This window comes from Dactylosporangium sp. NPDC051485 (assembly GCF_040682015.1).
In the GTDB taxonomy this organism is placed as follows: Bacteria; Actinomycetota; Actinomycetes; order Mycobacteriales; family Micromonosporaceae; genus Dactylosporangium.
The window spans coordinates 14,472-41,009 of sequence record NZ_JBFAZW010000010.1; the positions used below are offsets into that span (position 1 = coordinate 14,472).

At 73.6% G+C, this 26,538-nt stretch carries 27 protein-coding genes; 9 read left to right on the top strand and 18 right to left on the bottom strand.

The window, feature by feature from the left end; translation table 11 throughout:
- Positions 1–69 precede the first annotated feature (69 nt).
- Complete coding sequence (locus AB0M46_RS07650) at positions 70–1,197, top strand: aldo/keto reductase (RefSeq protein WP_363333757.1); 1,128 nt, start codon at positions 70–72, stop codon at positions 1,195–1,197.
- A 113-nt stretch (positions 1,198–1,310) separates the two neighbouring features.
- On the opposite strand, the gene AB0M46_RS07655 is transcribed toward AB0M46_RS07650, so the two are convergent.
- Positions 1,311–2,255: an alpha/beta hydrolase gene (locus AB0M46_RS07655; protein WP_363333534.1), complete on the bottom strand. Its 945-nt coding sequence runs from the start codon at positions 2,253–2,255 to the stop codon at positions 1,311–1,313.
- A gap of 27 nt (positions 2,256–2,282) precedes the next feature.
- Positions 2,283–2,912 (bottom strand): SGNH/GDSL hydrolase family protein, encoded by a 630-nt coding sequence (locus tag AB0M46_RS07660; RefSeq protein WP_363333536.1) that lies wholly within the window; start codon positions 2,910–2,912, stop codon positions 2,283–2,285.
- A 67-nt stretch (positions 2,913–2,979) separates the two neighbouring features.
- Between AB0M46_RS07660 and AB0M46_RS07665 the strand changes: the two genes are divergently transcribed.
- Genes AB0M46_RS07665 through AB0M46_RS07675 form a run of 3 tightly spaced genes read left to right on the top strand, consistent with a single transcriptional unit; the run spans position 2,980 to position 5,955 of the window.
- Positions 2,980–4,080: an alpha-hydroxy acid oxidase gene (locus AB0M46_RS07665; RefSeq protein ID WP_363333537.1), complete on the top strand. Its 1,101-nt coding sequence runs from the start codon at positions 2,980–2,982 to the stop codon at positions 4,078–4,080.
- A 1-nt stretch (position 4,081) separates the two neighbouring features.
- Complete coding sequence (locus tag AB0M46_RS07670) at positions 4,082–5,353, top strand: PLP-dependent aminotransferase family protein (protein ID WP_363333539.1); 1,272 nt, start codon at positions 4,082–4,084, stop codon at positions 5,351–5,353.
- The gene (locus tag AB0M46_RS07675) at positions 5,350–5,955 is read left to right on the top strand and encodes a 4'-phosphopantetheinyl transferase superfamily protein (protein WP_363333541.1); all 606 of its coding nucleotides are present in this window, start codon (positions 5,350–5,352) and stop codon (positions 5,953–5,955) included. The genes AB0M46_RS07670 and AB0M46_RS07675 overlap by 4 nt, the downstream gene beginning before the upstream one ends.
- On the opposite strand, the gene AB0M46_RS07680 is transcribed toward AB0M46_RS07675, so the two are convergent.
- The 15 genes from AB0M46_RS07680 to AB0M46_RS07750 form a co-directional block, all read right to left on the bottom strand.
- Positions 5,939–6,691 carry a 2-hydroxy-acid oxidase gene (locus AB0M46_RS07680; protein ID WP_363333543.1) on the bottom strand — a complete coding sequence of 251 codons (753 nt, stop codon included), beginning with the start codon at positions 6,689–6,691 and terminating at the stop codon, positions 5,939–5,941. The two genes, AB0M46_RS07675 and AB0M46_RS07680, sit on opposite strands and share 17 nt — an antisense overlap.
- A 1-nt stretch (position 6,692) precedes the next feature.
- Positions 6,693–6,980 (bottom strand): phosphopantetheine-binding protein, encoded by a 288-nt coding sequence (locus tag AB0M46_RS07685; RefSeq protein ID WP_363333545.1) that lies wholly within the window; start codon positions 6,978–6,980, stop codon positions 6,693–6,695.
- Between the two features lie 17 nt (positions 6,981–6,997).
- On the bottom strand, positions 6,998–7,921 hold the full coding sequence (locus tag AB0M46_RS07690; RefSeq protein WP_363333546.1) for a 3-oxoacyl-[acyl-carrier-protein] synthase III C-terminal domain-containing protein: 924 nt from the start codon (positions 7,919–7,921) through the stop codon (positions 6,998–7,000).
- Positions 7,918–9,276: a condensation domain-containing protein gene (locus AB0M46_RS07695; protein WP_363333548.1), complete on the bottom strand. Its 1,359-nt coding sequence runs from the start codon at positions 9,274–9,276 to the stop codon at positions 7,918–7,920. Before AB0M46_RS07695 ends, AB0M46_RS07690 begins: the two co-directional genes overlap by 4 nt.
- On the bottom strand, positions 9,269–10,900 hold the full coding sequence (locus AB0M46_RS07700) for a class I adenylate-forming enzyme family protein (RefSeq protein WP_363333549.1): 1,632 nt from the start codon (positions 10,898–10,900) through the stop codon (positions 9,269–9,271). The genes AB0M46_RS07695 and AB0M46_RS07700 overlap by 8 nt, the downstream gene beginning before the upstream one ends.
- Before the next feature lie 19 nt (positions 10,901–10,919).
- Positions 10,920–11,897, bottom strand: coding sequence for a transketolase C-terminal domain-containing protein (locus AB0M46_RS07705; RefSeq protein WP_363333551.1), 978 nt, complete (start codon positions 11,895–11,897; stop codon positions 10,920–10,922).
- A 1-nt stretch (position 11,898) separates the two neighbouring features.
- The gene (locus AB0M46_RS07710) at positions 11,899–12,894 is read right to left on the bottom strand and encodes a thiamine pyrophosphate-dependent dehydrogenase E1 component subunit alpha (RefSeq protein ID WP_363333553.1); all 996 of its coding nucleotides are present in this window, start codon (positions 12,892–12,894) and stop codon (positions 11,899–11,901) included.
- Between the two features lie 46 nt (positions 12,895–12,940).
- Positions 12,941–13,858: a phytanoyl-CoA dioxygenase family protein gene (locus AB0M46_RS07715; protein WP_363333555.1), complete on the bottom strand. Its 918-nt coding sequence runs from the start codon at positions 13,856–13,858 to the stop codon at positions 12,941–12,943.
- On the bottom strand, positions 13,855–14,955 hold the full coding sequence (gene hppD, locus AB0M46_RS07720; RefSeq protein WP_363333557.1) for a 4-hydroxyphenylpyruvate dioxygenase: 1,101 nt from the start codon (positions 14,953–14,955) through the stop codon (positions 13,855–13,857). Before hppD ends, AB0M46_RS07715 begins: the two co-directional genes overlap by 4 nt.
- Positions 14,956–14,984: 29 nt before the next feature.
- Complete coding sequence (locus AB0M46_RS07725) at positions 14,985–16,223, bottom strand: beta-ketoacyl-[acyl-carrier-protein] synthase family protein (protein ID WP_363333559.1); 1,239 nt, start codon at positions 16,221–16,223, stop codon at positions 14,985–14,987.
- Complete coding sequence (locus AB0M46_RS07730; RefSeq protein WP_363333560.1) at positions 16,220–16,729, bottom strand: hypothetical protein; 510 nt, start codon at positions 16,727–16,729, stop codon at positions 16,220–16,222. Before AB0M46_RS07730 ends, AB0M46_RS07725 begins: the two co-directional genes overlap by 4 nt.
- Positions 16,730–16,790: 61 nt before the next feature.
- Positions 16,791–17,927 carry a beta-ketoacyl synthase N-terminal-like domain-containing protein gene (locus tag AB0M46_RS07735; RefSeq protein ID WP_363333562.1) on the bottom strand — a complete coding sequence of 379 codons (1,137 nt, stop codon included), beginning with the start codon at positions 17,925–17,927 and terminating at the stop codon, positions 16,791–16,793.
- 7 nt (positions 17,928–17,934) lie between these two features.
- Positions 17,935–18,138, bottom strand: a complete 204-nt coding sequence (locus tag AB0M46_RS07740) for a hypothetical protein (protein ID WP_363333759.1) — start codon at positions 18,136–18,138, stop codon at positions 17,935–17,937.
- 38 nt (positions 18,139–18,176) lie between these two features.
- Positions 18,177–18,455: a phosphopantetheine-binding protein gene (locus tag AB0M46_RS07745; RefSeq protein WP_363333564.1), complete on the bottom strand. Its 279-nt coding sequence runs from the start codon at positions 18,453–18,455 to the stop codon at positions 18,177–18,179.
- A complete protein-coding gene (locus AB0M46_RS07750) occupies positions 18,452–19,834 on the bottom strand; it encodes an AMP-binding protein (RefSeq protein ID WP_363333761.1) in 1,383 nt (460 codons plus the stop codon). The genes AB0M46_RS07745 and AB0M46_RS07750 overlap by 4 nt, the downstream gene beginning before the upstream one ends.
- A gap of 754 nt (positions 19,835–20,588) precedes the next feature.
- On the opposite strand from AB0M46_RS07750, the gene AB0M46_RS07755 reads away from it, so the two are divergent.
- The 5 genes from AB0M46_RS07755 to AB0M46_RS07775 are packed head-to-tail and all read left to right on the top strand — an operon-like array spanning position 20,589 to position 24,693.
- Entirely contained in the window at positions 20,589–21,506 is a 918-nt protein-coding gene (locus AB0M46_RS07755) for a methyltransferase domain-containing protein (protein ID WP_363333566.1), read from the top strand.
- Positions 21,507–21,511: 5 nt separating this feature from the next.
- Positions 21,512–21,796, top strand: coding sequence for an acyl carrier protein (locus tag AB0M46_RS07760; RefSeq protein ID WP_363333568.1), 285 nt, complete (start codon positions 21,512–21,514; stop codon positions 21,794–21,796).
- Positions 21,793–22,947, top strand: a complete 1,155-nt coding sequence (locus tag AB0M46_RS07765) for a nucleotide disphospho-sugar-binding domain-containing protein (RefSeq protein WP_363333570.1) — start codon at positions 21,793–21,795, stop codon at positions 22,945–22,947. The genes AB0M46_RS07760 and AB0M46_RS07765 overlap by 4 nt, the downstream gene beginning before the upstream one ends.
- Positions 22,948–22,963: 16 nt before the next feature.
- Positions 22,964–23,728 (top strand): ABC transporter permease, encoded by a 765-nt coding sequence (locus tag AB0M46_RS07770; RefSeq protein ID WP_363333572.1) that lies wholly within the window; start codon positions 22,964–22,966, stop codon positions 23,726–23,728.
- An 11-nt stretch (positions 23,729–23,739) separates the two neighbouring features.
- On the top strand, positions 23,740–24,693 hold the full coding sequence (locus AB0M46_RS07775) for an ATP-binding cassette domain-containing protein (protein ID WP_363333573.1): 954 nt from the start codon (positions 23,740–23,742) through the stop codon (positions 24,691–24,693).
- A 446-nt stretch (positions 24,694–25,139) separates the two neighbouring features.
- Here the strand turns inward: AB0M46_RS07775 and AB0M46_RS07780 are convergent, their stop codons facing one another.
- The gene (locus AB0M46_RS07780; RefSeq protein ID WP_363333575.1) at positions 25,140–26,537 is read right to left on the bottom strand and encodes an FAD-binding oxidoreductase; all 1,398 of its coding nucleotides are present in this window, start codon (positions 26,535–26,537) and stop codon (positions 25,140–25,142) included.
- Position 26,538: the final 1 nt, after the last annotated feature.

Here is a 26,538-nt window from a genome sequence, read left to right on the forward strand (position 1 = left end):
GCGCTCAGGATCGCATCGACGAACTTTTCGCTTGACCCGGAGTCCACTCCGGGTTGTTTCGTGGTGGCCATGATGGACGAGTACTTCCGGCTCGGGCCGACCGGCCTGCGCGTCTCCCCGCTGGGCCTGGGCACCATGACCTTCGGCGCCGCCGGCTGGCACGCCGGCGAGGACGCCGCCCGGGCCATCTTCCGCCGCTACCTGGACCGCGGCGGCAACTTCGTCGACACCGCCGACGTCTACAGCAGCGGCGCCGCCGAGGAGCTGCTGGGCCGCCTCATCCGGGAGACCGGCGCCCGCGACCGCCTGGTCCTGGCCACCAAGTTCGGCGGCCCGACCGATCCCACCGACCCCAACGCCCGCGGCAACGGCCGCAAGCACATGCTGGCCGCGCTCGACGCGTCGCTGCGCCGCCTGGGCACGGATCATCTGGACCTCTACTGGCTGCACCTGTGGGACCGGGTGAACGGCCCCGAGGAGGTCATGGCCACGTTCGACGCATTGGTACGGTCCGGCAAGGTCCGCGCCGCCGGCCTCAGCAACGTCCCGGCCTGGTGGGCGGCCAAGGCCCAGACCCTGGCCCTGCACCGCGGCTGGGAGCCGGTCGCGGCGCTGCAGCTGGAGTACTCCCTCATCGAGCGGACCCTGGAGTTCGAGCACCTGCCGGCCGCCCTCGACCTGGGCCTGTCGATCGTCCCCTGGTCCCCGCTGGGCAACGGCCTGCTCACGGGCAAGTACCCGCGCGCGATCGGCCCGGGCGCCGGGCGGCTGGCCCCGGGCAGCGGTTCACCCCTGCCGGTCGACCCGGACGACCGCGCGATCGGCCCGGGCGCCGGACGGCTGGCCCCGGGCAGCGGCTGGCCCCTCCCGGTCGACCCGGACGAGCGGCAGTGGGGCATCGTCGACGCCCTGCGCTCGGTCGCCGCCGACCTGGGCCGCTCCCCGGCCCAGGTAGCCCTGCGCTGGCTGGTCGACCGCCCGGCCGTCACCGGCACGCTGATCGGCGCGACCACGGTCGAGCAGCTCGACGCCAACCTGGCCGCGTTGTCCTTCGAGCTGCCCCGGGAGCTGCGGGAGCGACTCGACGCGGCCAGCGCGCCGGCCGCCCTGACGACGCCGCACTCGCTCTTCGCGCGGTTCCCGGCACCGCCCAGAACCGTCCGACCCAGCGCGTATGGCGCCGCCCCTCACCGGTGATCGGGGAGGGGCACGGTGGGGTCAGCGCTCGAACCAGAGCGGGTGCCGGGACCCGGAAGGCGAGGGCCAGCGCTCGAACCAGAGCGAGCGCCGGGACCCGGAGGGGGCGAGCCTCAGCGCTCGAACCAGACCCGCAGCTGCTTGGCCGCCTGGGCCAGGGCGACCTTGCCCGCCTCGAGGCTGCCCGACATCGCGAAGAAGCCGTGGATCATCCCCTCGTACCGGGTCACCACCACCGGCACGCCGTCGTGCGCCAGCCGTGCCGCGTACCGCTCGCCCTGGTCCCGCAGTGGGTCGTACTCCGCGGTGATGACCAGCGCGGGCGGCAGCCCGGCCAGCGTCTCCGCCAAGATCGGGGAGACGAGGGGGTTGTACACGTCGTCCGGGTCGCTGAGGTAGTGCGAGCGGTACCAGGCCACCGAGTGGTGGTTGAAGAGGTACGGATCGTCGCTGCCCCGCATCGACTCGTCCTCGCCGGCCCGCTCCGTCTGGTCCGTGTTCGGGTACACCAGCAACTGCCCGGCGAGCGCGGGCTGCCCGGCCTCGGCCGCCATGAGCGTGAGGGCGGCGGCGATGTTGCCGCCGGCGCTGTCCCCGCCGACCGCGATGCGGCCGGGGTCCGCGCCGAGCGCCGCGGCGTTGGCGAACACCCACTCGGTGGCGGCCCAGCAGTCCTCGATGGCCGCCGGGAACGGGTGCTCGGGGGCCAGCCGGTAGCCGGGCACCGCGACGATGCACCCGGCCGCGTTGGCCAGGTTGCGGGCGATGCCGTCGGCCGTGTCGACGGTGCCGAGCACCCAGCCGCCGCCGTAGAAGTACACCAGCACCGGCAGGTCCGGCTCCGCGCTGGGCCGGTAGACGCGCACCACGAGCTTGCCGCCCGGGCCGTCGATCCAGTGGTCGAGGACCTCGTGCACCTGCTCCGGCTGCCCGCCCTCGGCGCGGATCGAGGCCAGGTCGGCGGCGCGGGCCGCGTCCAGCGTCATGGTGTAGAGCGGGGCCACCTGGTCGCGCTCCTTGCGGTCGCGCATGGCCTGCACCTGCGGGTCGAGCGGCATCGTCGCCCGTCCTCCTGTCGCTCGGGTCTAGAACTGCGCCGACAGCCGATCGATCAGGGCCGCCGCCGCGATCATATGGCTGTGCTCGTTGCCGTGCAGCCCATCATCCCCCGTGAGCGCGTCCCCGCGGGCGATCGCCGGGTGCTCGGACAGGTCGACGTGGAGCGTGCCGAGGGTCGCCGCCAGCGCATTGGTGCGCCCCGCCAGGCAGGCCATGCGCCGCGCGAATCCGGTGCCCAGCCACGGCGGCATCCGCGGGTACTCGCGCATGACGAACACCGACACGGTGAGCACCAGCGCGCCGGCCTGCTGCAGCGGGCGCACGATCCCGGCCAGCGCGGCGTCGACCGCGTCGGCGCGGGCCTCGTAGCCGGGGCGCATGGCGTCGTTGGCCCCGCACACCACGAGGGCGAGGTCGGGGCGCAAGGCCAGGGCCGCCGGGAGCTGCCCGTCGCGCACCTCGGCGGCGCGCAGGTTGCGCACGCCCAGGTTGCGGTACTGCAGGCCCGGCCGCGCCGCGGCCAGCTCGTCGCGCAGGAGGTCCGCGAAGCCGCCCGGCTGCTCGACGACGCTGTCGCCGAGGACGGCGAAGCGGTGCCACGGATGGCCGCTCAGCCGGGCGCCGACGGGGGACTGCAGCGCATATTCCGTTGCCATGTAGGCCTTTCGGCTCATGCGGGAGCGGGCGGTGTACCGATAGGCTATCGCCTATGAGGGCGCCGCGGTGACACAGATACTGACCGCGGCGGACTATCGGGACCCCGCGCGGCGGCTCGTCGAGCCCGGCGTATGGGACTTCATCGAGGGCGGCGCCGAGGACGAGCGGACCGTGGCGGCCAACCTGCGCGCATTCGACCGGGTGCGGCTGCGCCCGCGGGTGCTGGCCGGCGTCTCGGAGGTCGACACCGCCGTCTCACTCTTCGGGCGGGAGTACACGACGCCGATCGGGGTCGCGCCGGTCGCGTACCAGCGGCTCATCGACGCCGACGGCGAGGTGGCCACGGCCAAGGGCGCGGGCGCGGCGGGCGCGCTGTTCGTGGTCGCCATGTTCGCCAGCCGCACCATCGAGGACATCGCCGCGGCGTCCTCCTCCGGGCTCTGGCTGCAGCTGTACTGGCTGCGCCGCCGCGACGTCCTGCAGTCCATGGCCGAGCGGGCCGAGGCGGCCGGCTACGACGCCATCGTGCTCACCGTCGACGTGCCCCGGATGGGCCGCCGCTGGCGGGACATGCGCAACGGCTTCACCATCGGCGGCGACGTCGCCGCGGTCAACATCGAGGCCGGCGTGATGGCGGCCGCGCACGAGCGCGACGAGGGCTCCTCGGCCGTGGCCCGGCACACCGCCGCCACCTTCGACCCGGGCCTGGCCTGGTCCGACCTTGCCTGGCTGCGCGGGCGCACCCGGCTGCCCCTGGTGCTCAAGGGCATCCTCACCGCCGAGGACGCGGCCCTGGCCGTCGCGCACGGCGCCGACGCGATCGTGGTCTCCAACCACGGCGGCCGCCAGCTCGACGGCGCCGTGGCCAGCCTCGACGCGCTGGCCGAGGTCGTCGACGCGGTCGGCGGCGCGATCCCGGTGCTGCTCGACGGCGGGGTGCGCCGCGGCGCCGACGCGCTGGCCGCCCTGGCCCTGGGCGCCCGCATGGTGCTGCTGGGCCGGCCGCCCCTGTGGGGCCTGGCCGCCGAGGGCGCCGAGGGCGTGGCCGGCGTGCTGCGCTGCGCGACGGACGAGCTCGCCCACGCGATGGCCCTGGCCGGGCGGGCGAGCCTGGCGGACCTGGACCGCACCGTGGTCCGAAACCAGCCGACGGGAGGCGAGGCCTGACATGGTGGCGCTGTCGCGCGAGGAGCTGCACGCGTCGGTCATCGACCCGGTGGCGGCCTCGATGAACTTCCTCAACGAGATCGCCGGGCGGTTCCCGGCCGCGATCTCGCTGGCCGCCGGCCGCCCGTTCGACGAGTTCCACTCGGTCAGCGACGTCGAGAAGCACACCCAGGCGTATCTCACCCACCTGCGCGAGCGCGGCCTGCCCCCGGCCCAGACCCGGCAGCTGCTCACCCAGTACGGCCGCACCAACGGCCAGATCGGCGACCTCATCGCCCGGATGCTCGACGTCGACGAGAACATCCAGGTGCCGGCGGCCGCGGTCATGGTGACGACCGGCTGCCAGGAGGCGATGGTCATCGCGCTGCGCGGCCTGTGCGCCGGCCCGGACGACGTCGTGCTGGCCGCCGAGCCCTGTTACGTCGGGCTGACCGGCGCCGCGCGCATCCTCAACGTCGAGGTCGTCGGCGTGCCCGAGTCGCACGACGGCCTGCGCCCGGAGACGGTCCGCGAGGTGGCCGCGGCGACGAGGGCCCGCGGCAAGCGGCCCCGCGCGCTGTACCTCGTGCCGAACTTCGCCAACCCCTCCGGCGTCTCGCTGCCGGTCGCCCGGCGCCGGGCCCTGCTCGCCGCCGCGGCCGACGAGGACCTGCTCATCCTCGAGGACGACCCGTACGGGCTGTTCGGCCTCGACGACGAGCCCCGCCCGACGCTCAAGTCCCTCGACGCCGACCAGCGGGTCATCTACCTCGGCTCGTTCGCCAAGTCGTACTTCCCCGGCGCCCGCGTCGGCTACCTCGTCGCCGACCAGCCGGTGGTCGACGCGGCCGGCCGGCACACCCTGCTGGCCGACGAGCTGTCCACGATCAAGAGCATGCTGACCGTGAACACCTCGGCGCTGTCCCAGGCCGTGGTCGGCGGCATGCTCATCGACTCCGGCTTCAGCCTGCGCACCGCCAACCAGGCGAAGATCGCCTTCTACCGGCACAACCTGCGCACCCTGCTGGAGGCGCTGCGGCGGCACTTCACCGGCACCCCCGTGCGCTGGAACAGCCCCAGCGGCGGCTTCTTCGTCGTGGTCGACGTCCCCGTCGACGCCACCGAGGAACTGCTGGAGGTGTCCGCCCGCGAGCACGGCGTGCTGTGGACCCCGATGCGCTTCTTCTACGTGGGCGGCGGCGGCACCCACGCGATCCGGTTGTCCTGCAGCGCGCTGGAACCGGAGCGGATCGACGAGGGCGTGCGCCGCCTGGCCGGCCTGCTCCTGCGATGACCACGGTCGACCTCTGGCTGGTCGATCTCCTAGAATCCCACGACGAGCACCTGTTGAACGAGCGCGACCGCAAGCGCCGCGATGCGCTCAGGGATCCGGACGACCGCCGGCGGTTCGCGGCGGCCCACGCGGCCCTGAATCGCATCGTCCACCAGAGAGCCGGCCGACACAGCTGGACCATCGGACCGAACGGCAAGCCCGGTGTTGCGGGGTTGCAGGTGAACCTCTCCCACGCGGGGGAGCACGCGCTCATCGCCGTGACCGAGACCCGCCCGGTCGGCGTGGACCTGCAGGATCTCGGCCCCGCCCCGGCCGTCGACGCGCTGGCCCGCCGCTTCTTCCCGCCGGCGGAGGCGGCGTTGGTGGCGGCGGGCGGCCCGGCCGAGTTCGCCCGGCTGTGGGCCCGCAAGGAGGCCGTGCTGAAGGCGGCCGGCGACCGCCTCATGCGTGGCCTGGCGCTCCCGGTGGCCGGCGACCCGCCCCCGGCGGTCGTCCACGATGGAGTCGCCTACGCGGTGGCCGACGTCGAGGCGCCGGACGGCTACCGGGCCGCGATCGCGCTGGCCGGCCCGGAGCCGTTGCACGTCATCCGAATGCGCTGACGCAGAGGTACCGCAGCGCAGGGTCGTAGTCGACCAGCACCACGGGCCCGTCCACCGACGCGAGCGCCTCCCAGACGCCGGTCATCGGCTGCGCCGGGTCTGCCAGCATCACCGTGTCCGCCTTCACGTCGATGTGCGCCAGCGACCCGCCGAGGATCACGGTGGCCCCCGTGAGGTCGCCGAGCAGCCCCTCCACGTCGGCGAGTGCCACGCCCGGCACGATCCTGGGCACCGCGGCCTGCAGCGCGGACGATCCCAGGTGGACGGCCACGGCGCAGTGCGCGGCCGGCACCTCGACCGGCACGCCCGGGTCGTACGGCAGCCCGGACTGCTCGGCGACGAGCAGCAGCGCCCGCCGGTACGTGCCGGCGCTGGCGTAGTCGTGCAGCAGTCGCAGCGCGGTGTGCGCCCCGGCCCGGCCCTGGTCGGTGACGGCGAAGGACATCGGCGTGCCGGGGCAGGCGTGGCTGAGGTACGTCGCCGTGGCCCGCCCGGGCTCGATGTCCGGGATGTCGTACGCGAGGATGAGCGCGTCCACCGGCTCGTCCGGCAGCAGCGGCACCGTCATCTCGCCGTAGGACTGGCCGGCCTCCGGGTGCGGGCCGAGGACCAGGCCGTACGGGGCGAGCATGTCGGTCAGGTACTTGGTCAGCAGCGCCGTGTGCGTGGCGTCGGCCGAGCGGTCCGCCGGGTGCGGGAACCGCCGGGCGACGGCGCCGCGCAGGCCCCAGGGCACGCTAGTCCTCCTCGTCGAGCAGGTTGCCGGCGACGTAGCTGGCCAGCGTCCCGACCGTCTCGAAGTCGTCGCGGCCCAGATCCTCGACGCTGATCTCGCGCTCCAGCCGGTCCTCCAGCTCCAGCACCAGCTCCAGGCCGGTGGTCGAGCTCATCCCCAGGTCGTCCATCAGCGTGGTGCTCTCGGACGCGTCGGGCACCTCCCGCTTCAGCACGCGGGGCAGCAGGGCGCAGATCGTCTCCACGACGTGCTCGCGCAACGCGGGGTCGACGGTGACGGTGTCGGACACGGTGGTTCCTCCAGAAGTCAGTGCTCGAAGACCATGGCGGAGAACGTGGCGCCCCGCCCGGCCCCGGCCGCGGCGATGACGTAACGGTCCCCGGGCCGCAGCAGCCCGCGCTCGGACGCGGTGCGGTGGTTGATGAACGCGTCGGCGCAGAACACGTGGCCGTGGGCGGCGACGTGGTCGAGCAGCACCCGCTCCAGCGGGTAGCCGATCCGCTTGCAGGTGCGCTGCCAGGCCACCGTGTTGACGTTGTGCGGCAGGATCACCGCGATGTCCTCCAGCGCCACCCCGGCCTTGGCGACCGCGGCGGTGACCGCCTCGCCCAGCGCGTCGTGGTAGATGCGCTGGAACTCCGCGGCCACCTCCTCGTGACCGCCGTCGAACTCGCCGCGCAGCCGGGCCACGAAGGACAGCAGCCGGTCGCGCTCGCCGGACGCGGCGACCAGGCACGCCGACGCGCCCTCGCCGAACATCGTCGTCTCCGCCACCATCCGGGCCTCGGAGGTGAACGCCTTCTCCCCGGCCAGGACGATCGCGAGGGCACCGTCGCCGTCCGCGGCCACCAGCCGCCCGGCGAGGTCGACGGCGAGCAGCCCGGACGCGCACGCCTGCTGCCCGACCGAGAACGCCTGCGCGTGCCCGAGCCCGGCCGCCGCGACCGCCTCGTGCAGCGGGTTGTGCGGGTACGGCACCACGTTCGGGAACGTGCGCGCGTACAGCACGTACCGCACGCGCTCCTTCTGCCCGTCGCTCAGCGCCAGGTCGTCGAGCGCCAGCCCGAGCAGCCCGGTGAGGGTCTCCTCGCCCCGGGCCGCCTCGCCCAGCTTGTGATACCGCCGGAACACCCGTACCTGCATCGGGGTGAGCTCGAACTCGTCGGCGAGCGCCTCGATCGGCACCCGTCCGGCGGGCACGTAGGTCCCGATCCCGGCCAGCACGGTCATCGCTGCCCACCTTCCAAGAGCCCGAGCGCCGCTTGTACGGCGATTGCTTCCGCCCTGCGCACCAGCGCCTCGGCGCCGGCCGGGGCCAGCCGCCCCGCGTCGGTGAACACGGTCAGCAGGAACGCGCCGCCCGCCGCGTCGTCCACGTCCACGCTGAGCGGATCGAAGGGGTCGTCCTGGGCCACGGTCCACCGGAACCGCCCGGGCGGCGCGGCCCGCAGCTCGTCCGGCCCGGGCACCTCGCCGGCGAAGCCCTGCCGGGTGGCCACGCGCCGGTCGTTGTACCAGAGCCCGGCCTCGGCGTCGACGCCCAGCCCGGCGGCGAGCGCCGCGGTCGCGTCGGGATCCACGTAGGCGTACTTGTAGGCGGCCATCGCGGCCGCCCCGACCCGCCGCAGCGCCTCGGCGAAGGGCAGCGGCCCGCCGACGTCGGCCACGCAGATCCCGCGCTGGGCGACCATGGCCACCACGGTCTCCAGCCCGCGCCGGAACCGGTTGCTCACCATCGGCCGCAGCACCGCGGGCCCGCCGTGCTCGGTGGCCGCGACCGCCAGCAGCGCCATGAGCACCTGCGAGGAGTCGGCGTCGGTCTTCTCCGACAGCACGTGCAGCGCGGCCGGCAGCGCCGAGGAGACGAGCTCGCCGCGGTAGTACCGCGGACCGTCCACATCGGACACCGGCCGGGCCGCCGGCAGGCGCCGCAGGGTCCGCTCCCAGTGCCGCAGCGCGGACGCGTTCTGCCGCTGCCCGGCCGCCCCGCCCTGCCACTCGGCCAGCTCGAGGGGCGGCATCCCGGCCACCGGCCCGGCGGCGTCCCCGGCCTGGTGCCGGGCCACCTCGGACAGGAAGATGCGCCCGCCGAGACCGTCGGTCACCAGGTGGGTCAGCACCGTGGAGCGGTGCGTGGGCGCGCCGCGGTGGCGGACCACCGCCATGCGCACCGGCCACTCCTCGACGAAGTCGTACGGGCGGGCCCGGTCCCGGGCGTCGAGCGCGACCACGAACGCCTCCGGGTCGGCGTCGTCCGGGCAGTCGTAGACGTCCAGGCCGACGGTGCCGCGGTCGGCCACGCACTGCAGCGGGCGCCCGCCGGCGGTGAACCGCAGCCGGGTCCGCATCGGCTGGTAGCGGGCCATGATCCAGCGCAGCTCGGCGGCCACGCCGGCCACGGTGGTGCCGGGGGCCAGCCGGTTCCAGCCGCCGATGGGCAGCCAGGAGCGCTGCCGCAGCATCGTCAGCCAGATCTCGCGCTGGCCCCAGGTGAGCTCGCCGAGCCCCGCCCCCGGCCCGGCGAACCGCACCGGGATCCGAAGGGCCGGGCGGGGCAGGACGGGCGGCGAGGAGACGCTAGGCATTCGCCATCTCGGCGAGGTGGCGCTGGCGCATGAGGAACTTGCGCACCTTGCCGGTCGGGCCGAGCACGATGTCGTCGTCGGGGAAGACCACCACGCGCCGCAGCGTCGCCCCGGCGGCCGGGGTGAGCGCGGCCCGCACCTCCTCGGTGTGGTCCACCGACGGGTCGGCCCCGGCGTGCAGGGACAGCAGCACGTCGGTGACGATGCCGCCGCCGGCCGTGCGCACCGAGACGACCGTACAGTCGCGCACGTCGGGCACGGCCCGCAGGATGCGCTCCTCCGACATGGCGGTGTAGAGCCACTCGCCGCCGCCGAGGTCGACGGAGTCCACCGCGCGGTCGACGTGGTAGTAGTAGCCCTCCTCGTCGCGGTACATGAGGTCGCCGGTCAGGTAGTAGCCGGCGAGCCGGTTGCGGTAGGTGTTGACGTGGTCGTTCCAGTAGCCGGGGGCCAGGGTCGGGGACTTGAGGCCGAAGTGGCCGACCGCGCCGACCGGCACCTCCTGGCCGGTCTCGGTGTCGAGCAGCGCCACGTCGGCGAAGACGTGCGGCACGCCGACGCAGCGGCCGTAGCGCTCGGTGTCGCTGCGGTGCGTGATGTGGAAGGCGGAGTGGCCCATCTCGGTCGAGCCGAGCCCGTCGACGAAGCTGGAGCCCTTGACCCGGCGCACGCCCTCGCGGGTGACGACCATCCGGCTGCCCGCGTTGACCAGGTGCCGGATGTGCGGCTCGTGCGCGCAGTCGCCGGTGTTGAACCACAGCGAGACCGAGTCGAGCTCGTGCGCGTCGAGGTCGAAGCGGGCCAGCTCGGCCCAGGTGACCGCGAAGCCGAACACGCCGGTCGGCTTCCACCGCTCGATCGCCTCGAGCACTGCCGCGCCGTCGTTCTGCCGGGACATGAACAGCAGCTCGGAGCGGTTGCTCAGGGCGTGGTTGATGGTCATGATGCCGGCCGCGTGCGGCGCCGGCAGCGCGCTGAGGATGCGCTCGGTGCCCTGGGCGCGCGGGCCGCTGAGGCGGATGCGGCGGGTGGCGTGGAAGAGGCTCGCGTGCGAGTGTACGACCGCGGTCGGCATCCGGGTGGTGCCGGAGGAGTGGGTGATGGCGATCGGGTCGTCCGGGTGGTGCCGGAAGGCGACCGGGGCGGACGCCGGGTCGCCGGTGCCGGTCTCGGCCACGTCGTGCACGGCGATGCCGGCGAGGTCCTGGCCGTCCAGCCGCTCGCGGTGCTCGGCGTCGGCGAGCAGCGCCACCCCGCGCAGCTTGCGGATGTACTCGGCCGCGATCTCGCCGGGGATGTTCGGGTTCATCAGCGCCGGGATGGCGCCGAGCCAGGTCAGGCCCATCCAGTTCAGGAAGCAGTCGGCCGCGTTGGTCACGTAGATGGCGACCGGGTCGCGGCGGCGGATGCCGGCCGCGTGCAGCCAGGCGGCCCGCGCGGCGGCCCGGGTGTACAGCTCGCCGAGGGTCAGCCCCTGCCACGCGGGGAAGCCGTCCACCGGCGTGTCGAACGCCATGCCGGGCCCGTCCAGCGGCGCGCCGTGCTCGATGAGCTTGTGCAGCACGTTGCCGGCGCCGACGGTCGGGTCGGCGGCCAGCGCCGCGCGGATGTTCGTGGACGCCATGGAGGTCTCCTCGGGAGGGTCAGGTGTGCGCGAGCTTGGCGACGTCTTCGATGGCGGCCCGGAGCTGGGCCCGGCTGGGTTGCACGGCGAGGTCGAGCTCGCGGGCGAACGGCAGCACGGCGCCGTCCGGGCGGGTCACCCGCCGCGGCGGCGCGATGAGGCGCATGCCTTCCGCCGCGGAGGCCAGGATCTCGCCCGCCATCCCGCAGGAGCGGTTGGAGTCGTCGACCACGACCAGCCGCCCGGTGCGCTCCAGGGAGGCGGCCAGCCCCGCCCAGTCGAAGGGGTGCAGCGTCCGCGGGTCGAAGACCTCCACCGACACGGTGCCGGCGAGCTCCTCGGCCACCGCCAGGGCGTCGTGCACCAGGTGGCCGACGGCGACCACGGTCACGTCCTCGCCCGGCCGGTGCACCCGCCCGACGCCGAGCGGGATCGGGGCCAGGGCGGCCAGGTCGACGTCGGCCCGCACCCCGATCGCGCCGGCCGGGGCGAAGACCACCACCGGGTCGTCGTCGCGGATCGCCGAGGCGAGCAGGCCGTAGGCGTCGGCCGGGGTGGCCGGCACCACGGTCTTGATGCCGACGTGGGCGAAGAGGCTGTACGGGTGGTCGGAGTGCTGCCCGGCCCACCCGCCGCGCGAGCCGGAGCTGGGCAGCAGGTACGTGACCGGCACGTGGGCCTGGCCGCCGGTCATCAGCGAGAACTTGTGGGCCTGGTTGGCGATCTGCTCGAAGGCCAGGAACAGCAGCGCCGGGATCTGGAACTCGATCAGCGGCCGCTGCCCGGCCAGCGCCGCGCCGGTGGCGAAGCTGGTGAACGCCTGCTCGGAGATCGGCATGTCGATGACCCGTTCGGGTCCGAACTTCTTGTGCAGGCCGGTGGTCACGTTGCTCACGGCGACGCGCACGTCCTCGCCGAACACGCACACCGCGGGGTCGCGCTCCATCTCGGCGGCGATCGCCCGGTTGAGCGCCTTGAGGTACGACAGGATCGTCATCTCACGCCCCCGCCCGCACGCGCAGCCCGTCGGCGTAGAGGTGCTCCAGCGCGTCGGCCGGGTCGGGGTGCGGGCTCTCGCGGGCGAAGCGCACCGCCAGCTCCAGCAGCGACTCGATCTGCGCGTCGATGTCCGCCCGCTCCTGCGGCGCGAGCCGCGCGCCCTGCATCTCCACCGGGTCCCGGGCCATGCCCGCGGCCACCTCCTCGTCGGTGCGGTAACGCGGCCGGGCCGCGTGCTCCCAGGTGTGGTGCGCGTCGAAGCGGTAGGCCAGGCACTCGATCAGCGTCGGCCCGCCACCGGACCGGGCGCGCTCGACCGCTTCGCGGGCTGCCTCCAGTACGACCTGTGGATCTGTGGCGTCCACGGTGGACGCCGGAATGCCGAAGGCGGCGGCCCGGCCCGTGACCGTGCCGGCCTGCGCCTCGGCGAAGCGGGTGGTGGTGGCGAAGCCGTTGTTCTCGCACACGAACACGACCGGCAGCCGCCACAGCGCGGCCAGGTTGAACGTCTCCAGCACCACGCCCTGGCTGACCGCCCCGTCGCCGAAGTAGGTGACGAAGACCTGGTCCCGGCCGGCCCGGCGGGCGGCCCAGGCGGCCCCGGTGGCGATGGGCACCGCGGCGCCCACGATCGCGTTGGCCCCGAGGATGCCGATCGAGAAGTCGGCGGCGTGCATGGAGCCGCCCCGGCCCCGGTTGAGCCCGGTGGCCCGGCCGGCCAGTTCGGCCATGGTCCGGGCCGGGTCGGCGCCCTTGGCCAGCACGTGGCCGTGGCCGCGGTGGGTGCTGGTGATGACGTCGCCGGGCCGCAGCGCGGCGCAGGTGCCGGCCGCGATGGCCTCCTGTCCGAGGTACGGGTGGATGCCGCCCACGATCGTGCCGTCGCGGACGAGCTCGATGGCCCGTTCCTCGAAGCGCCTGATGAGGCGGACGGTGCGATACAGGCGGCCTGCCGTATCGGCCGGTAGGTCCCGCAGCCCGGCGGCGTCGCTCACACGAACTCCTTCAGCGAACCAGAGTCAGACGGTTAGCGCGAGATGCCTACGCGTTGCGCCACAGCACGGGGCAGAACTCGGGGTCGGCGTAGTCCGGCCGGCCGTCCGCGGTCCGGCGGACCAGCACGTCGTGGTTGTAGGCCACGGTGTCGCCGGTGGACAGCTGGAACCGGCGGTACTCGTTGGCGCCCGGCTGCAGGTGGAACGAGATGGCCCGGCGGGGGTCGGCGCTCACGTTCGCCCCGCTGCCGTGGTACGTGCGGCAGTGGTGGAAGCTCATGTGCCCCTTGGGGATGAGCATCGGGACCTTGCGCACCTCGGCCTGGTTGTGGGCCGCGTTGTCCTCGAGCATGCGCTCCAGGTCGTCGCGGTCACGGTCGGCGAAGTGGCGGGTGGTGGTGTCGTCGGCGCCGATCTCCTTCCAGCGGTGGCTGCCCTCGACCATGGTGATGGTGCCCATGTCCACCCCGCAGTCGTGGAAGGGGATGAACGCGGTGAGCATCTCGTCGGAGGTGCACGTCTGCCAGTAGTGCCGGTCGAAGTGCCACGGCACGAGGTTGGACGGCTCCCCGGCGATCGGCGGCTTGTAGATGAGCGTCGACTGGAAGATGCGGATCTCGTCCGCCTGGGCCAGCCGGGCCGCGACCGCGCCGACGATCGGCTTGCGCAGGATCCGGGCGATGTCGTCGTGCTCGTAGTGGACGTAGTCGTTGTGCCGCTGCACGGGGCCGTGCTCGGGCTGCCAGTAGGCCAGCCGGGGCGGGCGGCCGGGGAGCGTCCGCGAGCGCTCGCCCGCGTAGAACCGCTCGCTGGCCGCGATGAGCGCGTCGACCTCGTCGTCGGTGAAGAGCTTCCGGGTGAGGTACCACCCGTTGCGCGCGTACGCCTCCACCTCCTCGTCGGTGGGCAGCAGCGCCAGCTCGTCCTCCGAGAGCGCGAAGTCCTGAGTCACCGAAGTGGTCACAGTGCGGTTCCTTCCGAAAACGTGGTGTTGCGCACCGCCGCCAGCTCTCGCTCCTTCGCCGCGTACAGCGCGGGGATGTTGCTCGTGCCGAACGTCCGCGCGCCGTGGCGGTCGATGAGCTCGCTGAAGTAGGTCCGCCGGATGTGCGTCGACTTCGCGAAGATCTGGTACATCTGGCCCCAGTGGTCGCGGTCGACGAGGATGCCGATCGGCCGGAGGTCCTCGACGGGGACGTCGACCTCGCCGAGACGCGCGCCGAGCATGTCGTAGTAGCTCGACGGGGTCTGGGCGAACTCGACTCCCCGCGCGCCGAGCGTCCGCACCGCGGCCACGATGTCGTGCGTGCTGAAGGCCATGTGCTGCACGCCGGCGCCCTCGTGCCAGGCCAGGAAGTCGTCGATCTGGCCGGCCCGGCGGCTGATGTCGGGCTGGATGAGCGTGAAGGTCACGCCGCCGGAGGGGCTCTGCACCACCTGCGAGTGCATGCCCTGCTCGCCGACCTCGATGTACTCCTCGAAGATCATGTCGAACCCGAACGCCTGCCGGTAGAAGGCCACGGTCGCCTCGAGCTCGCCGGCCGGCAGGCACACCGCCGCGTGGTCGATGGTGTGCAGCAGGTCGTCGTCGGACGGCCCGTCCGGGGCCATCGACGTGTCGAGCAGGCCCGGCAGGAACGCGCCGCCCCCGGGCGCCCGCTGCACGAGCCGGTGCGTCACGTCGCCGAAGCCCGACACCTCGGCCACCACCACCGACGAGTCGCCGGACTCGAGCCGCCGGGGCGGCTCGATCGGGGTGGCCCCGCCCTCGACCGTGGCCGCGAAGGCCGCCTCGGTGTCGGCGCAGCCGAACGCGACGACGGCCACGCCGTCGCCGTGCTTGGCCACGTACCGGCTCGCCCGATGCCCGCTGCTGAGGCCCGACGTGAGCAGGATCCGGATGTCGCGCTGGCCCAGCAGCACGCTGCGCTGGCCGGCCAGGCCTGTCTCCGGGCCGCCCTGCCCGTAGACGTGGAAGCCGTACGACGCGCACAGCTGCTCGGCCGCGGCGCGCGCATCGCCGACGAACATCTCGATGTGGTCGGTGTCGAGGATCTGCATGGTGCCTGCTTCCTGTCTGGTACGGGTGGTCAGCCGCCCGACCCGGGAGGACCGAAGACGAGGCTCACGTTGTGGCCGCCGAAGCCGAAGGAGTTCGACAGCGCGTAGGCCACCGGCGCGGGACGGGCTTCGCGCAGGTGGTCCAGCTCGCAGGCCGGGTCGGGCTCGTCCAGGTTGTGCGTCGGCGGCAGCAGCCCCCGGCGCAGCGCCTCCACCGTCACCGCCGCCTCAGCCACCCCGGACGCGCCGAGCATGTGCCCGGTGACGCCCTTGGTGGAGCTGACCGGCGGGCCGGCCGGGCCGAACACGGCCCGGATGGCCAGCGACTCGGCGACGTCGCCGAGCTTGGTGGAGGTCCCGTGCGCGTTGACGTAGCCGATGTCGGCCGGGTCGAGGCCGGCGTCGGCCACGGCCCGGCGCATGCACTCGGCGGCCGCCGTGCCGTCGGGGCGCGGCGTCGTCGGGTGGTGCGCGTCGTTGGTGGCGCCCCAGCCGAGCAGGTCGGCGTGGCTCGCGGCGCCGCGGGCGGCGGCGTGCTCGGGCCGCTCCAGCACGAACACCCCGGCGCCCTCGCCGAGCACCAGGCCGTTGCGGCGCCGGTCGAACGGGCGGCTCGCCTCGGTCGGGTCGGCCCACCCGCGGGCCAGCGCGCGGGCGTTGCCGAACGTGTCGGCCAGGGTGGGGAACAGCGGCGCCTCGCTGCACCCGCAGACGACGACGTCGGCCTCCCCGGCCCGCAGCAGCCGCAGGCCCTCGCCGATGGATTGGGCGCCGGCCGCGCAGGCCGTGCCGATGGACGAGCTGTACCCCTGCAGGCCGTGGCGCATCGCGACCCGGGCCGCGCCCATGTTGGGCAGCATGCCCGGCAGCAGGTAGGGGCTGACCCCGGCGCGGCCGCGCTTGTCGCGCTGCACCGCCTGCGCGTCGAGGGTGGCCAGGCCGCCGGTGCCGGACACGATGACCGCCACCCGGTAGGGGTCGACGTTCTTCCCGGCCTCGATGCCGGCCTGGGCCAGCGCCGCGTCGGCCGCCTTGAGCGCCATGACGATGTAGCGGTCGACCAGGCGCGCGTCCGGGCCGGGCAGCACCGACAGCGGGTCGATGGGCGGGCCGAACGCGGCCACGTCGACCGAGCCGGCCAGCGCGTGGTCCGGCGGCGGGGCGCTGAGCCCGGACCGGCCCTCGCACATCGCGTCGAAGACCTCGCTCCCGGTGACGCCGACCGGGGTGACGAGGCCGATCCCGGTCACCGCCGCGTGTGCGTTCATGCTGCGCCTCCGTGCCTGGGTTCGTGGCCGACGAGCACCGCGGCCGCGGTGTCGTCGGGGTCGATCTCGATGATCAGCACCCGGTGGGCGTCGCCGTCGGCCAGCAGGCCGCGGGCCGTGTCGACGCCGGAGCCGGCGTCGCACACGCAGCTCACCGGCCCCGTCAGCCCGTGCTTGGCCGCGATGTGGCCGAGCACGGCGTTGGGCACCGACTGGAAGAAGAACAGGGGCCCGACCCGGGCGCCGGCGTCCACGGCCGCGGCCACGTGGGCGGCGCTCTCGACGTCGCCGAGGTCGCTGACGAGGACGAGGGCGGTCTCGGCGGTGGGAGCGCTCTCCGGCAGGTCCGCGAGACAGCGCCCGGCGACGGCCGCGATGATCGGGTTGAAGCCGGAGTGGATGAACCCGGCCAGACGCGGGGGATCGGTGTCCTCGGGCCCGGGCCAGCGGGCGGCCGCCTGCACCTGCAAGCCTGCCGCTGATGCAAGCGTCGCTAAGCCGCTCATGCCAATCGCTCCACATCGCTGCGCCGGTGGCCTGAGCGACAACTGCTGTGCTGCGGACCGCTCATGCTTCTGCGCCCAGTAACAGCGCGGTGTTGGCACCGCCGAAGGCGGCGTTGAGGCTCAGGGCGTAGCCGGGGGAGACCGGCGCGGCCGCACCCAGCACGAGGTTGAGCGGGCACCGCTCGTCGGGGGCGGCGAAGCCGGCGTTGACCGGCGGCCGCCCGCCGCGCAGCGCGTGCAGCGTCACCGCCAGCTCCAGCACGCCGGAGGCCTCCAGGGCCTGGCCGTGCAGCGACTTGGTCGACGACACCGGGACCGTGGCCGCGTGCGGGCCCAGCGCCGCGTGCAGGGCGGCCGCCTCGGCGACGTCGCTCTGCTCGGTGCCCGAGCCGTGCGCGTTGATGTAGCCGAGCTCCTCCGGCCCGATCCCGGCCCGGTCCAGCGCGGCGCCGATCGCCCGGGCCAGCCCGCGGCCCCGCGGGTCCGGCTGGCAGGGGTGGTAGCCGTCGCCGGCCCGGCCCCAGCCGGCCAGCCGGGCCAGGGGCGGCACGGCGCGCTCGCGGGCCGCCTCGGCGGACTCCAGGACCACCGCGCCGGCGCCGTCGCCGAGCAGCAGCCCGCGCCGCCCGGCGCTGAACGGCCGGACCGCGCCGTCGGTGGACAGCGCGCGCCCGGCGTCGAAGAGGGCGTACTGGTCGGCCTCGACGAGGTACCCGCCGGCCACCACGATCCGGTCCGCCTCGCCGCGGGCGATGAGCCCGGCCGCGTCGGCGATCGCGGTGCTGGCCGCGACGCACGCCGACGTGTACGCGCGGGACGGGCCGAGCCCGGTCGCGCCGGACAGGGCGGCGGCGAACGCGGTGCCGCCGTGGCCGGGCCGCTGGGCCGGGGCCGCGCGGGCCAGCCGCGGGGCGCCGTGCACCGCCAGGAACAGCGGCGCGCCGGCCCGCTCGGCCGTGCTCAGCTTGGCCTCGTCGCACGCCTCGGCGGTCAGCGCGGCGAGCTCCGCGGGCAGGTCCGGGTCGCCGTCCATGGTGGCGGCGACGCCGACCCGCCGGCCGGTGACGTCGAAGCGCCGGACGGGCGCGAACGCCGGCCGGCCGGCATCCAGCCCGGCGGCGAGCGCGCCCATGCCCCGGCCGAACGCGCTGAGCACGGCTACGCCGGTGATCAGCACGTCCGCGGTACCCCTGCTCATCACAACCTCACCGGGCGCCCGTCTCGACCTCGAGCCCGGCCAGGACCTCCACGGCACCGTCCACCGTGGACATCCGGGCGAGCTCTTCGTCCGACAGGTCCAGGACCGTGCCGTAGTGCTGCTCGAGCTGGTGGACGAGCCAGGCCAGCTCTAGCGAGTCGATCCCCTCGCCGACGTCCTCGGGCTGCCGGTCCCCGTAGGTGGCCAGCATGGCGACGACCTCGGCGCGGCCCGGTGCAGCGGCCACGCTCAGCTGCCCGCGGTGGCCGCGGTGGCCAGGCGCTCGGCGACGGCCGCGATGAACTCGCCGACCGTCATGCCCGCGAGCTTCTCGGCCTCGTCGTCGTCGAAGCGCACCCCGAAGCGGTCCTCGACCCGGACCGCCAGCTCGGCCAGCGACAGCGACTCGAGGTCGGCGCCGGCCGGCCCGAGCGCGGTGTCGTCGTCGACGTCGTCGGTGCTGTAGTTCATCTCGGTCAGCGAGTCCAGTAAGAACTGGCGGATCTCGCCTGCGGTCTCGTCGCTCATTGCTGGGTGTTCCCTTCCTTGACGGCGGCCGCGACCAGCAGGGTGCGGTCGCGGACGAGCTTGCCGGTGGCCGTTCGGGGCAGCTGCTCGACGACGTGCAGCACGCGGGGGCGCTTGAACGGGGCGAGCCGCTCGGCGAGCAGCGCCCGCACCTGGTCCGCCGTGGTGTCCTCGCGCAGCATCACGTAGGCCTCGATCGCCTTGTCGTGCGTGACGACGGCGGACGCCACCCCGGGCAGCGCCGCGAGCGTGTGCTCGACCTCGGTGAGGTCGACCTTCAGCCCGCCGACGGAGACCTGGGAGTCGTTGCGGCCCAGCACCCGGAACCGGCCCGTGTCGGGGTCGACGGCGCCGGCGTCGCGGGTGTGCAGCCAGCCGTCGGCCCAGCGGTTCGGGTCGACCAGGCCGAGGTACGGCGACTCCGGCAGCGACACCAGCAGCTCGCCGTGCTCCTCGCGCACCCGCAGGCCGGGCGCCGGGGTCAGGGCGGGGCGGTGCTCGCCGAAGAGGTCGGTCGCGATGACCCCGACCTCGGTCATGCCGTACATGTTGCCGAGCCGGACACCGAAGCGGTCCGTGAAGGTCCCATGGACGGCGGCCCGGACGAGCTCGCCGCCGGTGGTCATCCCGGTCAGCTGCGGCAGCCGCGGCGGCCGGGGCCCGGAGGAGAGCAGCTCGATGTGGAAGGGCACGCCCAGCAGGGTGGTCGGCTCGGGGCCGGCGGCCACGGCGGCGAGGATCCCGTCGGCGGTCATCCGGGCCGGCAGCACGACCTGGGCGCCGGCGTGCAGCCCGTAGAGGAGGCCGCCGACGAGGCCGAGCACGTGGACCATGGAGGCGAGGCAGACGATCCGTTCGCCCGGCTGCGGCACGCCGGGGCCGATCGCGGTGTACCGGTGCAGCTCCTCGACGAGGTTGGCGGCGCTGCGCGCGATGACCTTCGACGGGCCGGTCGAGCCGGAGCTGAGCTGGACCAGCGCGTGGGCGGTGTCGGCCGGCCGGCCCGGGTAGGTGGCGACCTGCTCCTGCACGTCCTGGAAGCCGCGCAGCGGGCCACCGCTGGAGTGCTTGGCCGACACGACGGCCTGCGGGGCCAGCCGCTGCAGGGCGGCGTCGACCTCGAACGGGGTGAGGCGGTGGTCCAGCAGCGCGGCCCGGGCGCCCAGGCGCCAGCAGGCCAGCAGGTTGGTCACGAAGGCCAGGGAGGGGGCCAGGCAGAGCGCGACGGCGTCGCCCGGGCCGTTGCGGCCGATTCCGGCCGCGGCCAGGACGGCCTGCTTCTGCTCGACCAGGCGGCGCAGCTCCGCGCGGGTCACCGGGGCATCGAAGACGAGCGCCGGGGCGTCGCCGGGGCGGCCGGCGGCGTCCGCCAGCAGCACCTCGTCGACCCAGCCCGGGTCGAGGGCTTCGGTCACCGGAACATTCCCTTTCCTAACCGGGCGCGGCTCGCCGGCGGGCCGGGGGCGCCGTTTCCGCCGGGAGGCGGCCGGCGCGCCAGGGCTCGCTGGGGGCGAACCGCGCGCAGGGTCGTACGCACCGGCCGGTCGGCCAGCTCTGGCCACCGGTCAGCGTGTACAACCCCCGAGATGGACACACTGCGAAGAGATCGAGGGCATGCAAGCACCCGCAACGGTCGACGTTGTCCGAACGCAAGCGCCCAGCTGCTGCATAGGCAGGGAATAGGCACCTCGACTAGGCATAGACCTTACGCAATCGAGGTCGTTTTACAAGAGTGGGCAGCCTGAGCATGTGACGGGATGTCCGTTCTGTCACACCACCTCCCGGGAAAAATCCTTTGGCTCGATACGGTCAACATTCAGGTAAAGGCTCAGGTCAGGTCGGGTCCGGGCCACTCGTGGCGCCGGCAAACTCGGACATTCGTGACAGCTGCGGACGGTTGTGGTCGAGGTCGCCGGTACCGCCAGCAAGGGGAATGACGAACGCCCGTTAAGTGTGGTCTCGCGAATATATGGACTGCGCAGGTATCCGGGTCGGCCCTGTACCGTCGGTTCCGGAACTTCCCCAGGTCATTGACAAGGCTCGTCACGGCGTCCATACAATGACCGGGCTCGCACCGCCTATTGCGGTTGCGTACCCATTCCCCTGGTTCTGCCGTTTCGGAGATTTGCGACTGTGAAAGCCGATACCGGTTCCGCATACCCGTCGGCACCTGCCGGTCCGGGGCTCAACGCGGCCGTCGAACGCTATTACGACACCACCCTTGACCTCTACGAGGACCTCTGGGGCGAGCACGTCCACCACGGGTTCTGGGACGTGGGGGAGCGCCCCGGCAACGACGCCGAGCGGCGCGCCGCCACCGATCGGCTGGTCCGCGAGCTGGTCACCTTCGGCGGCATCCCGTCCGGCGCCCGGGTCCTCGACGTGGGCTGCGGCATCGGCGGCCCCGCGCTCTACCTGGCCGGCCCGCTGGGCTGCGAGGTCGAGGGCGTGACGCTCAGCGCGGCCCAGGCCGCCCGGGCCAACGAGAAGGCGGCCGAGGCCGGCCTCGCCGAGCGGGCGCGCTTCCACCAGCGCGACGCCCTCGACAACGGCTTCCCCGACGCGTCCTTCGACGCGCTGTGGGCCGTCGAGAGCCTTATGCACATCGCCGACCGGCCCGCGTTCTTCGCCGAGGCGATGCGGCTGCTGCGCCCCGGCGGCGTGCTGGCCATCGCCACCTGGTCGGTGCGCGACGGCGAGCTGTCCGCCGAGGAGCACCGCGTCGTCGACCAGATCCTGCGCCACCAGGTGATGCCGAGCTTCTCCTCGCTGGAGGAGCACGAGCGGCTGGCGCTGGCGGCCGGCTTCGCCGAAGTGTCCAGTGTGGACTGGTCGGCCAACGTGGCCAACTCGTGGGAGCCGGACTTCGCCCAGGTGCGGGAGCTGGACAACGGCCGCGCCATGATGCGCGACCTGGCCCGCGACCGCGGCGTCGACGTGCTCGGCTTCTTCTACGCCGGCCCGCTGATGCTCAAGGGCTTCAGCACCGGCGCGGTGACCTACGGCGCGGTCCGCGCGGTCAAGGCCGCGGCGTTACCGACCGAGGACTGACCCCCGTGAGCACGCCGTCGACCACCGAGCACGCCGTTGCCGAGCTTCTTCGCGAAGTGACCGGCGAGGACGCCGAGTGGCTGGCCGGTATCGGCCCCGCGACCCGGCTCGACGGCGACCTGTTCCTGGACAGCATCGAGGTGGCCGCCCTCGCCGGGCGGCTCACCGAGGTGTTCGGGCCCGGGGTCGACTTCGCCGGGTACGTCGCCGGCCTGGAACTGGAGGCGCTGCTGACGCTGAGTGTCGCGGACGTCGCCTCCTATGTGGACGCTTCCGGCGGTGGCGCATGAGCAGGTTCCTGTTCGTCTCCCTGCCGCTGTTCGGGCACGTCCACCCGATGGCGGCCCTCGCCGACGCCATGCTGCGGCGGGGGCACGAGGTGCTGTGGGCCGGCTCGGAGTCGTTCCTGCGGCCGCTCGTCGGCGAGCAGGCGCGCATCCACCAGATCCCGCTGCGGGCCCACCGCGGCCAGGCCGAGCGCGGCCTCGACGCGACCCGGTCCCGGTGGGAGGGCTACATCGTCCCGCACGCCCGGACCACCCGGAAGGGCATCGAGGGGGCGATCGCCGAGTTCGCCCCCGACGTCATGGTCGTGGACCAGCACGCCATCGCCGGCGCGATCGCCGCGCACGCGCACGGCCTGCACTGGGTCTCGGTCGCGCCGACCACGATGGAGCTCACCCGCCCGTTCCGCCGCGGCCTGCCGCGGGTCGAGGCGTGGATCCAGGGGCAGATGGCCGCCGCCTGGACGGCCGCCGGGCGCCCCGGCGAGCCGCCGCACGACCTGCGCTTCGCGCCGCACGGGGTGATCGCCTTCACCGCCGGCGCGCTGGCCGGCGCCCCGGATGACCTGCCGGGCAACGTGCACCTCGTCGGACCGTCGCTGGCCTCCCGCACGCCCGACGCCGACTTCCCGTTCGACTGGCTCGACCCGGCCCGCAAGCACGTGCTCGTCACCATGGGCACGCTGTCCATGGACATCGCCAAGGACTTCTACCAGCGCGTCGACGAGGCCCTCGCGCCGCTCGGCGACGCGCTGCAGGCCGTCGTGATCGCGCCCGACCGCACGCTGGCCGCCGAGCCGGGCCCGCACGTGCTGGTGCGCCGCCGCGCCCCCGTGCTCGACCTGATGCCGCACCTGCACGCGGTCGTCTCGCACGGCGGGCTGAACACGGTCTCGGAGGCGCTGGTGCACGGCGTGCCGCTCGTCGTCGCGCCGATCAAGGGCGATCAGGCGCTCAACGCGGAGGCGGTCCGCTCCGCCGGCGCCGGGGTGCGGGTCTCCTTCGACCACATCCGGCCCGCCGAGCTGCGGGCCGAGCTGCTGCGCGTGCTCGACGCCCCGGCTTTCGCCGCCGCCGCCCGTGTGGAGGGCGACCGGCTGCTGGCCGGCGGCGGCGCCGAGGCCGCCGCCCAACTGCTCGAGGCCCACCACCAATGATTGAGGCGATTTCACCGTGAAAGTCCTGCGCGACACCTGGCTCATCTTCCAGCGCCACATGCTGCTCATGATCCGCTCCCCGTTGTGGGTGTTCCTCGGCATCGCCCAGCCGGTGGTGTACCTGCTCCTGTTCGCCCCGCTGCTCAAGCCGGCCCTGCAGTCGATGGGCAAGACGTCGATGCTGGACGCCTACCGCGTCTACGTCCCCGGCATGCTCGTCGCGCTGGCCATCGGCGGCGGCCTGTACGTCGGCTTCGGCCTGCTCGGCGACCTGGCCAACGGGGTCATCGAGCGGTCCCGGGTCACCACGGTGAGCCGGGTCGCCCTGCTGCTCGGCCGGGCGCTGCGCGACGTCGTCACGGTCATCGTGCAGTCGATCATCATCACCGTCCTGTCGCTGCCGTTCGGGCTGATCACCAACATCGGCAACATCCTGCTGGGCTACGCGATCCTCGCGCTCATCAGCCTCGCGGCCGCGGCGATCTCCTACGGCATCGCCATCAAGGTGAACAACCCCAACGTGCTCGGCCAGGTCATCAACAACGTGGCCCAGCCGCTGATGCTGCTGTCCGGCACGCTGCTGCCGCTGGCCCTGGCCCCGCTGTGGCTGCGCACCATCGCCGACTACAACCCGTTCAACTGGGCGGTCACCGGCATGCGGGCGCTCTACGTGGGCGAGGCCGGCGACGTGCACGTGTGGGGCAGCATCGTCTTCTGCGGCGCGCTCGTCGTCGTCGCGGTCACCTGGTCGGCCAGCCTCTTCGCGCGCTCGGTCAAGTAAGGGGTACAACCATGATCAAGACCAAGGGGCTCAAGAAGTCCTACAAGACGCGGGCGAAGCGGCAGACCACGAGCGTCGACGCGGTCAAGGGCATCGACCTGGACGTGGCCGAGGGCGAGATCTTCGGCTTCCTCGGGCCCAACGGCGCCGGCAAGACCACCACGCTGCGGATGCTCGCCACGCTCATCCCGCCCGACGACGGCGAGGCCACCATCGCCGGGGCCAACCTGCGCACCGAGCAGGCCCAGGTGCGGCGCAGCATCGGCTTCGTGGCCCAGGGCGGCGGCACCAGCGACGACGTGACCGCCCGCGAGGAGCTCATCCTGCAGGCCCGCATGTACGGCATGAGCCGCACCGATGCCGCCACGCGGGCCGAGGAGGCGATCGCCGCCTTCGACCTGACCGAGTTCGCCGACCGTAAGTGCAAGACGTACTCCGGCGGCCAGCGCCGCCGCCTCGACATCGCGCTCGGCATCATTCACCGCCCCCAGGTGCTGTTCCTGGACGAGCCGACCACCGGCCTCGACCCGCAGAGCCGCGCCCACATGTGGGACGAGATCCGCCGGCTGCGGACCGAGGGCATGACGGTCTTCATCACCACGCACTACCTCGACGAGGCCGACGCCCTGTGCGACCGGATCTCCATCATCGACCACGGCGAGATCGTCGCCGAGGGCACGCCGGACGAGCTCAAGCGCGAGATCTCCGGCGACGTGGTGACGGTCGGCGTGGGTGAGCTGTCGGAGAAGGCGGCCGACCTGCTCAAGGACCAGCCCTTCGCGCGCGCGGTGGAGGTGCGCGACGACGGCGAGCTGTGGCTGACCGTCGACGCCGGGGACACCGCGATCCCGCAGATCATGCGGACCCTGGAGGGCGCGGGCATCTCGCTGACCACGATCGAGCTGCACCGCCCGACCCTGGACGACGTCTTCCTCACCAAGACCGGCCGATCGCTGCGCGAATAACGTGCCGAAGACTGCGGCGAGGCGTCGTCCACGATGCCTCGCCGCAGTCTTTTGTCCGGCCAATTCGGCGGCCGTGCCCGAGCATTCTTCGCCCCGCCGGGCGGGCGGCCCGCGGGCCCGATCCGCTTGGGCCGCCCGTCGTCCGTGGCGTGCACGGATGTGGCCCGCCGCTCGAGGGAGCACGGCGTTCCAAGTGCAAATCCTGCAATGCGCGTTCGCAGGCGTTCCGGGGTCCGGCATCCGGTCCGAACCGCGCAAGGCAGGGCCCGCGCGCCCGGCTGCCGGACCTCGGAATTCGCCGTGAGAACGGCTGCTGAAAGCATTGCTCTTGGCCCGCGGCCGCGTCAACGGCCACTATTTCAATTAACTATTCAGATTTCGTGCGCCGGGCCGGGGCAAACCCCTGCCAGGGCAGGTTTCGTGCGCCGGGCCGGGGCAAACCCCGGTCAGGGCAGCCGGATCGACTGCGGCGTGTGGAAGACGTCCTGCGGGTCGTAGGCGAGCTTGACCTGCTGCAGCCGCGGGTAGTTGGCGCCGTAGTAGGCCGCGGGCCAGTCGGCCAGGTCGCGGTCGGCGTAGTTCTGGTAGACCTCGCCGGTCAGGTGCGGGCGCAGGGCCTCGGCGAAGCCGTCCACCCACGTCACGTTGGCGTCGGTCTCCTCGTCGCCGGGCCACTGCGCGATGATGGAGACGTAGTGCAGCGCGCTGCGGTGCGCGAAGGCGGTCGCGTCGGCCGGCACCCGGGCGATCGCGCCGCCGCCGAGCAGGTCGAAGCGGACCATCGAGAAGCCCGACGGGGACTGGGCGAAGCGCTGCACGAGCACGTCGAAGGCGGCCTCGTCGAAGCCGTCCTCGGAGAAGTACCCCCCGAGCCATTTCGACTGCAGGCCGTACACGATCTCCTCGCCCATGACCGTCATCATGTCGAGGTAGCCGGTCTCGCCGATCGAGCTGAACAGCGGCTCGCCGAGCGCCTGCAACGGCGCGAACGCGGCCTCGGCCTCGGCGGGCGGGCCGACGTACATGCCGTACAGGCCGACGACGGGCTCCCCGTCCGGGTACGGCTCGGTGGTGAGCAGCAGGCAGAGCGCCAGCCGGTCGTCCGCACGATTGGCGTAGAGGTCGCGGTAGGCGCGCAGGACGTCCTTGGCCCGGCTGTACGGCCACGCGATCATGCCGCCCACGACCGTCTTGGGCAGGGGGTTGAGCCGGTACGTCAGGCTCGTCACCACCCCGAACCCGGCGCCGCCGGCCCCGCGCAGCGCCCAGAACAGGTCCGGGTGCTCGGTCTCGCTGGCCCGCAGCACGTTGCTCTCGGCGTCGACCACCTCGGCGGCCAGGATGTGGTCGCAGCCGAGGCCGAAGGTCCGCCCGAGCGGGCCGTACCCGCCGCCGAGGCTGTAGCCGGCGTTGCTCACGGTCGGGCACTCGCCGCCGGGGCCGGCCAGGCCGTACTCCAGGCCGTCCGGCCCGGTGAAGCTGTGCCCGGCGTAGGTGATCTGGTCGACGTCGCGCCAGCCGATGCCGGGGCCCACGGTCACGGTGGCGGCGGCCGGATCGAACACGACGTCGCGCAGGCCGCCGACGTCGACCACGACCCCACCCTCCACAAGGGACAGGCCGCTGGCGTGGTGCCCGCCGCCGCGCACCGACAGCGGCAGCCCGTGCTCGCGGGCGTAGCGGATCGCCGTCGCCACGTCGCCGGCGTCCGCGCACCGGGCGATCAGCGCCGGGCGGGTCCGCACGCGGGTGTTGAACAGGACGCGCGCCCCCTCGTACCCGGGGTCGTAGGGGGTGAGGAGGGAACCGCGGAAGCCGGAGAGCGCCGAAAGATCAAGCCGCACC

Bases quoted from the DNA above. Each gene is read 5' to 3' on its own strand.
- AB0M46_RS07730 (WP_363333560.1), bottom strand. From the start codon at position 16,729: ATGAGCGGCTTAGCGACGCTTGCATCAGCGGCAGGCTTGCAGGTGCAG.
- AB0M46_RS07695 (WP_363333548.1), bottom strand. From the start codon at position 9,276: ATGCCTAGCGTCTCCTCGCCGCCCGTCCTGCCCCGCCCGGCCCTTCGG.
- AB0M46_RS07725 (WP_363333559.1), bottom strand. From the start codon at position 16,223: ATGAACGCACACGCGGCGGTGACCGGGATCGGCCTCGTCACCCCGGTC.
- AB0M46_RS07700 (WP_363333549.1), bottom strand. From the start codon at position 10,900: ATGGCGTCCACGAACATCCGCGCGGCGCTGGCCGCCGACCCGACCGTC.
- AB0M46_RS07745 (WP_363333564.1), bottom strand. From the start codon at position 18,455: ATGAGCGACGAGACCGCAGGCGAGATCCGCCAGTTCTTACTGGACTCG.
- AB0M46_RS07740 (WP_363333759.1), bottom strand. From the start codon at position 18,138: ATGCTGGCCACCTACGGGGACCGGCAGCCCGAGGACGTCGGCGAGGGG.
- AB0M46_RS07650 (WP_363333757.1), top strand. From the start codon at position 70: ATGATGGACGAGTACTTCCGGCTCGGGCCGACCGGCCTGCGCGTCTCC.
- AB0M46_RS07705 (WP_363333551.1), bottom strand. From the start codon at position 11,897: ATGACGATCCTGTCGTACCTCAAGGCGCTCAACCGGGCGATCGCCGCC.
- AB0M46_RS07655 (WP_363333534.1), bottom strand. From the start codon at position 2,255: ATGCCGCTCGACCCGCAGGTGCAGGCCATGCGCGACCGCAAGGAGCGC.
- AB0M46_RS07670 (WP_363333539.1), top strand. From the start codon at position 4,082: ATGGTGGCGCTGTCGCGCGAGGAGCTGCACGCGTCGGTCATCGACCCG.
- hppD (WP_363333557.1), bottom strand. From the start codon at position 14,955: ATGCAGATCCTCGACACCGACCACATCGAGATGTTCGTCGGCGATGCG.
- AB0M46_RS07765 (WP_363333570.1), top strand. From the start codon at position 21,793: ATGAGCAGGTTCCTGTTCGTCTCCCTGCCGCTGTTCGGGCACGTCCAC.
- AB0M46_RS07735 (WP_363333562.1), bottom strand. From the start codon at position 17,927: ATGAGCAGGGGTACCGCGGACGTGCTGATCACCGGCGTAGCCGTGCTC.
- AB0M46_RS07660 (WP_363333536.1), bottom strand. From the start codon at position 2,912: ATGGCAACGGAATATGCGCTGCAGTCCCCCGTCGGCGCCCGGCTGAGC.
- AB0M46_RS07675 (WP_363333541.1), top strand. From the start codon at position 5,350: ATGACCACGGTCGACCTCTGGCTGGTCGATCTCCTAGAATCCCACGAC.
- AB0M46_RS07775 (WP_363333573.1), top strand. From the start codon at position 23,740: ATGATCAAGACCAAGGGGCTCAAGAAGTCCTACAAGACGCGGGCGAAG.
- AB0M46_RS07690 (WP_363333546.1), bottom strand. From the start codon at position 7,921: ATGACCGTGCTGGCCGGGATCGGGACCTACGTGCCCGCCGGACGGGTG.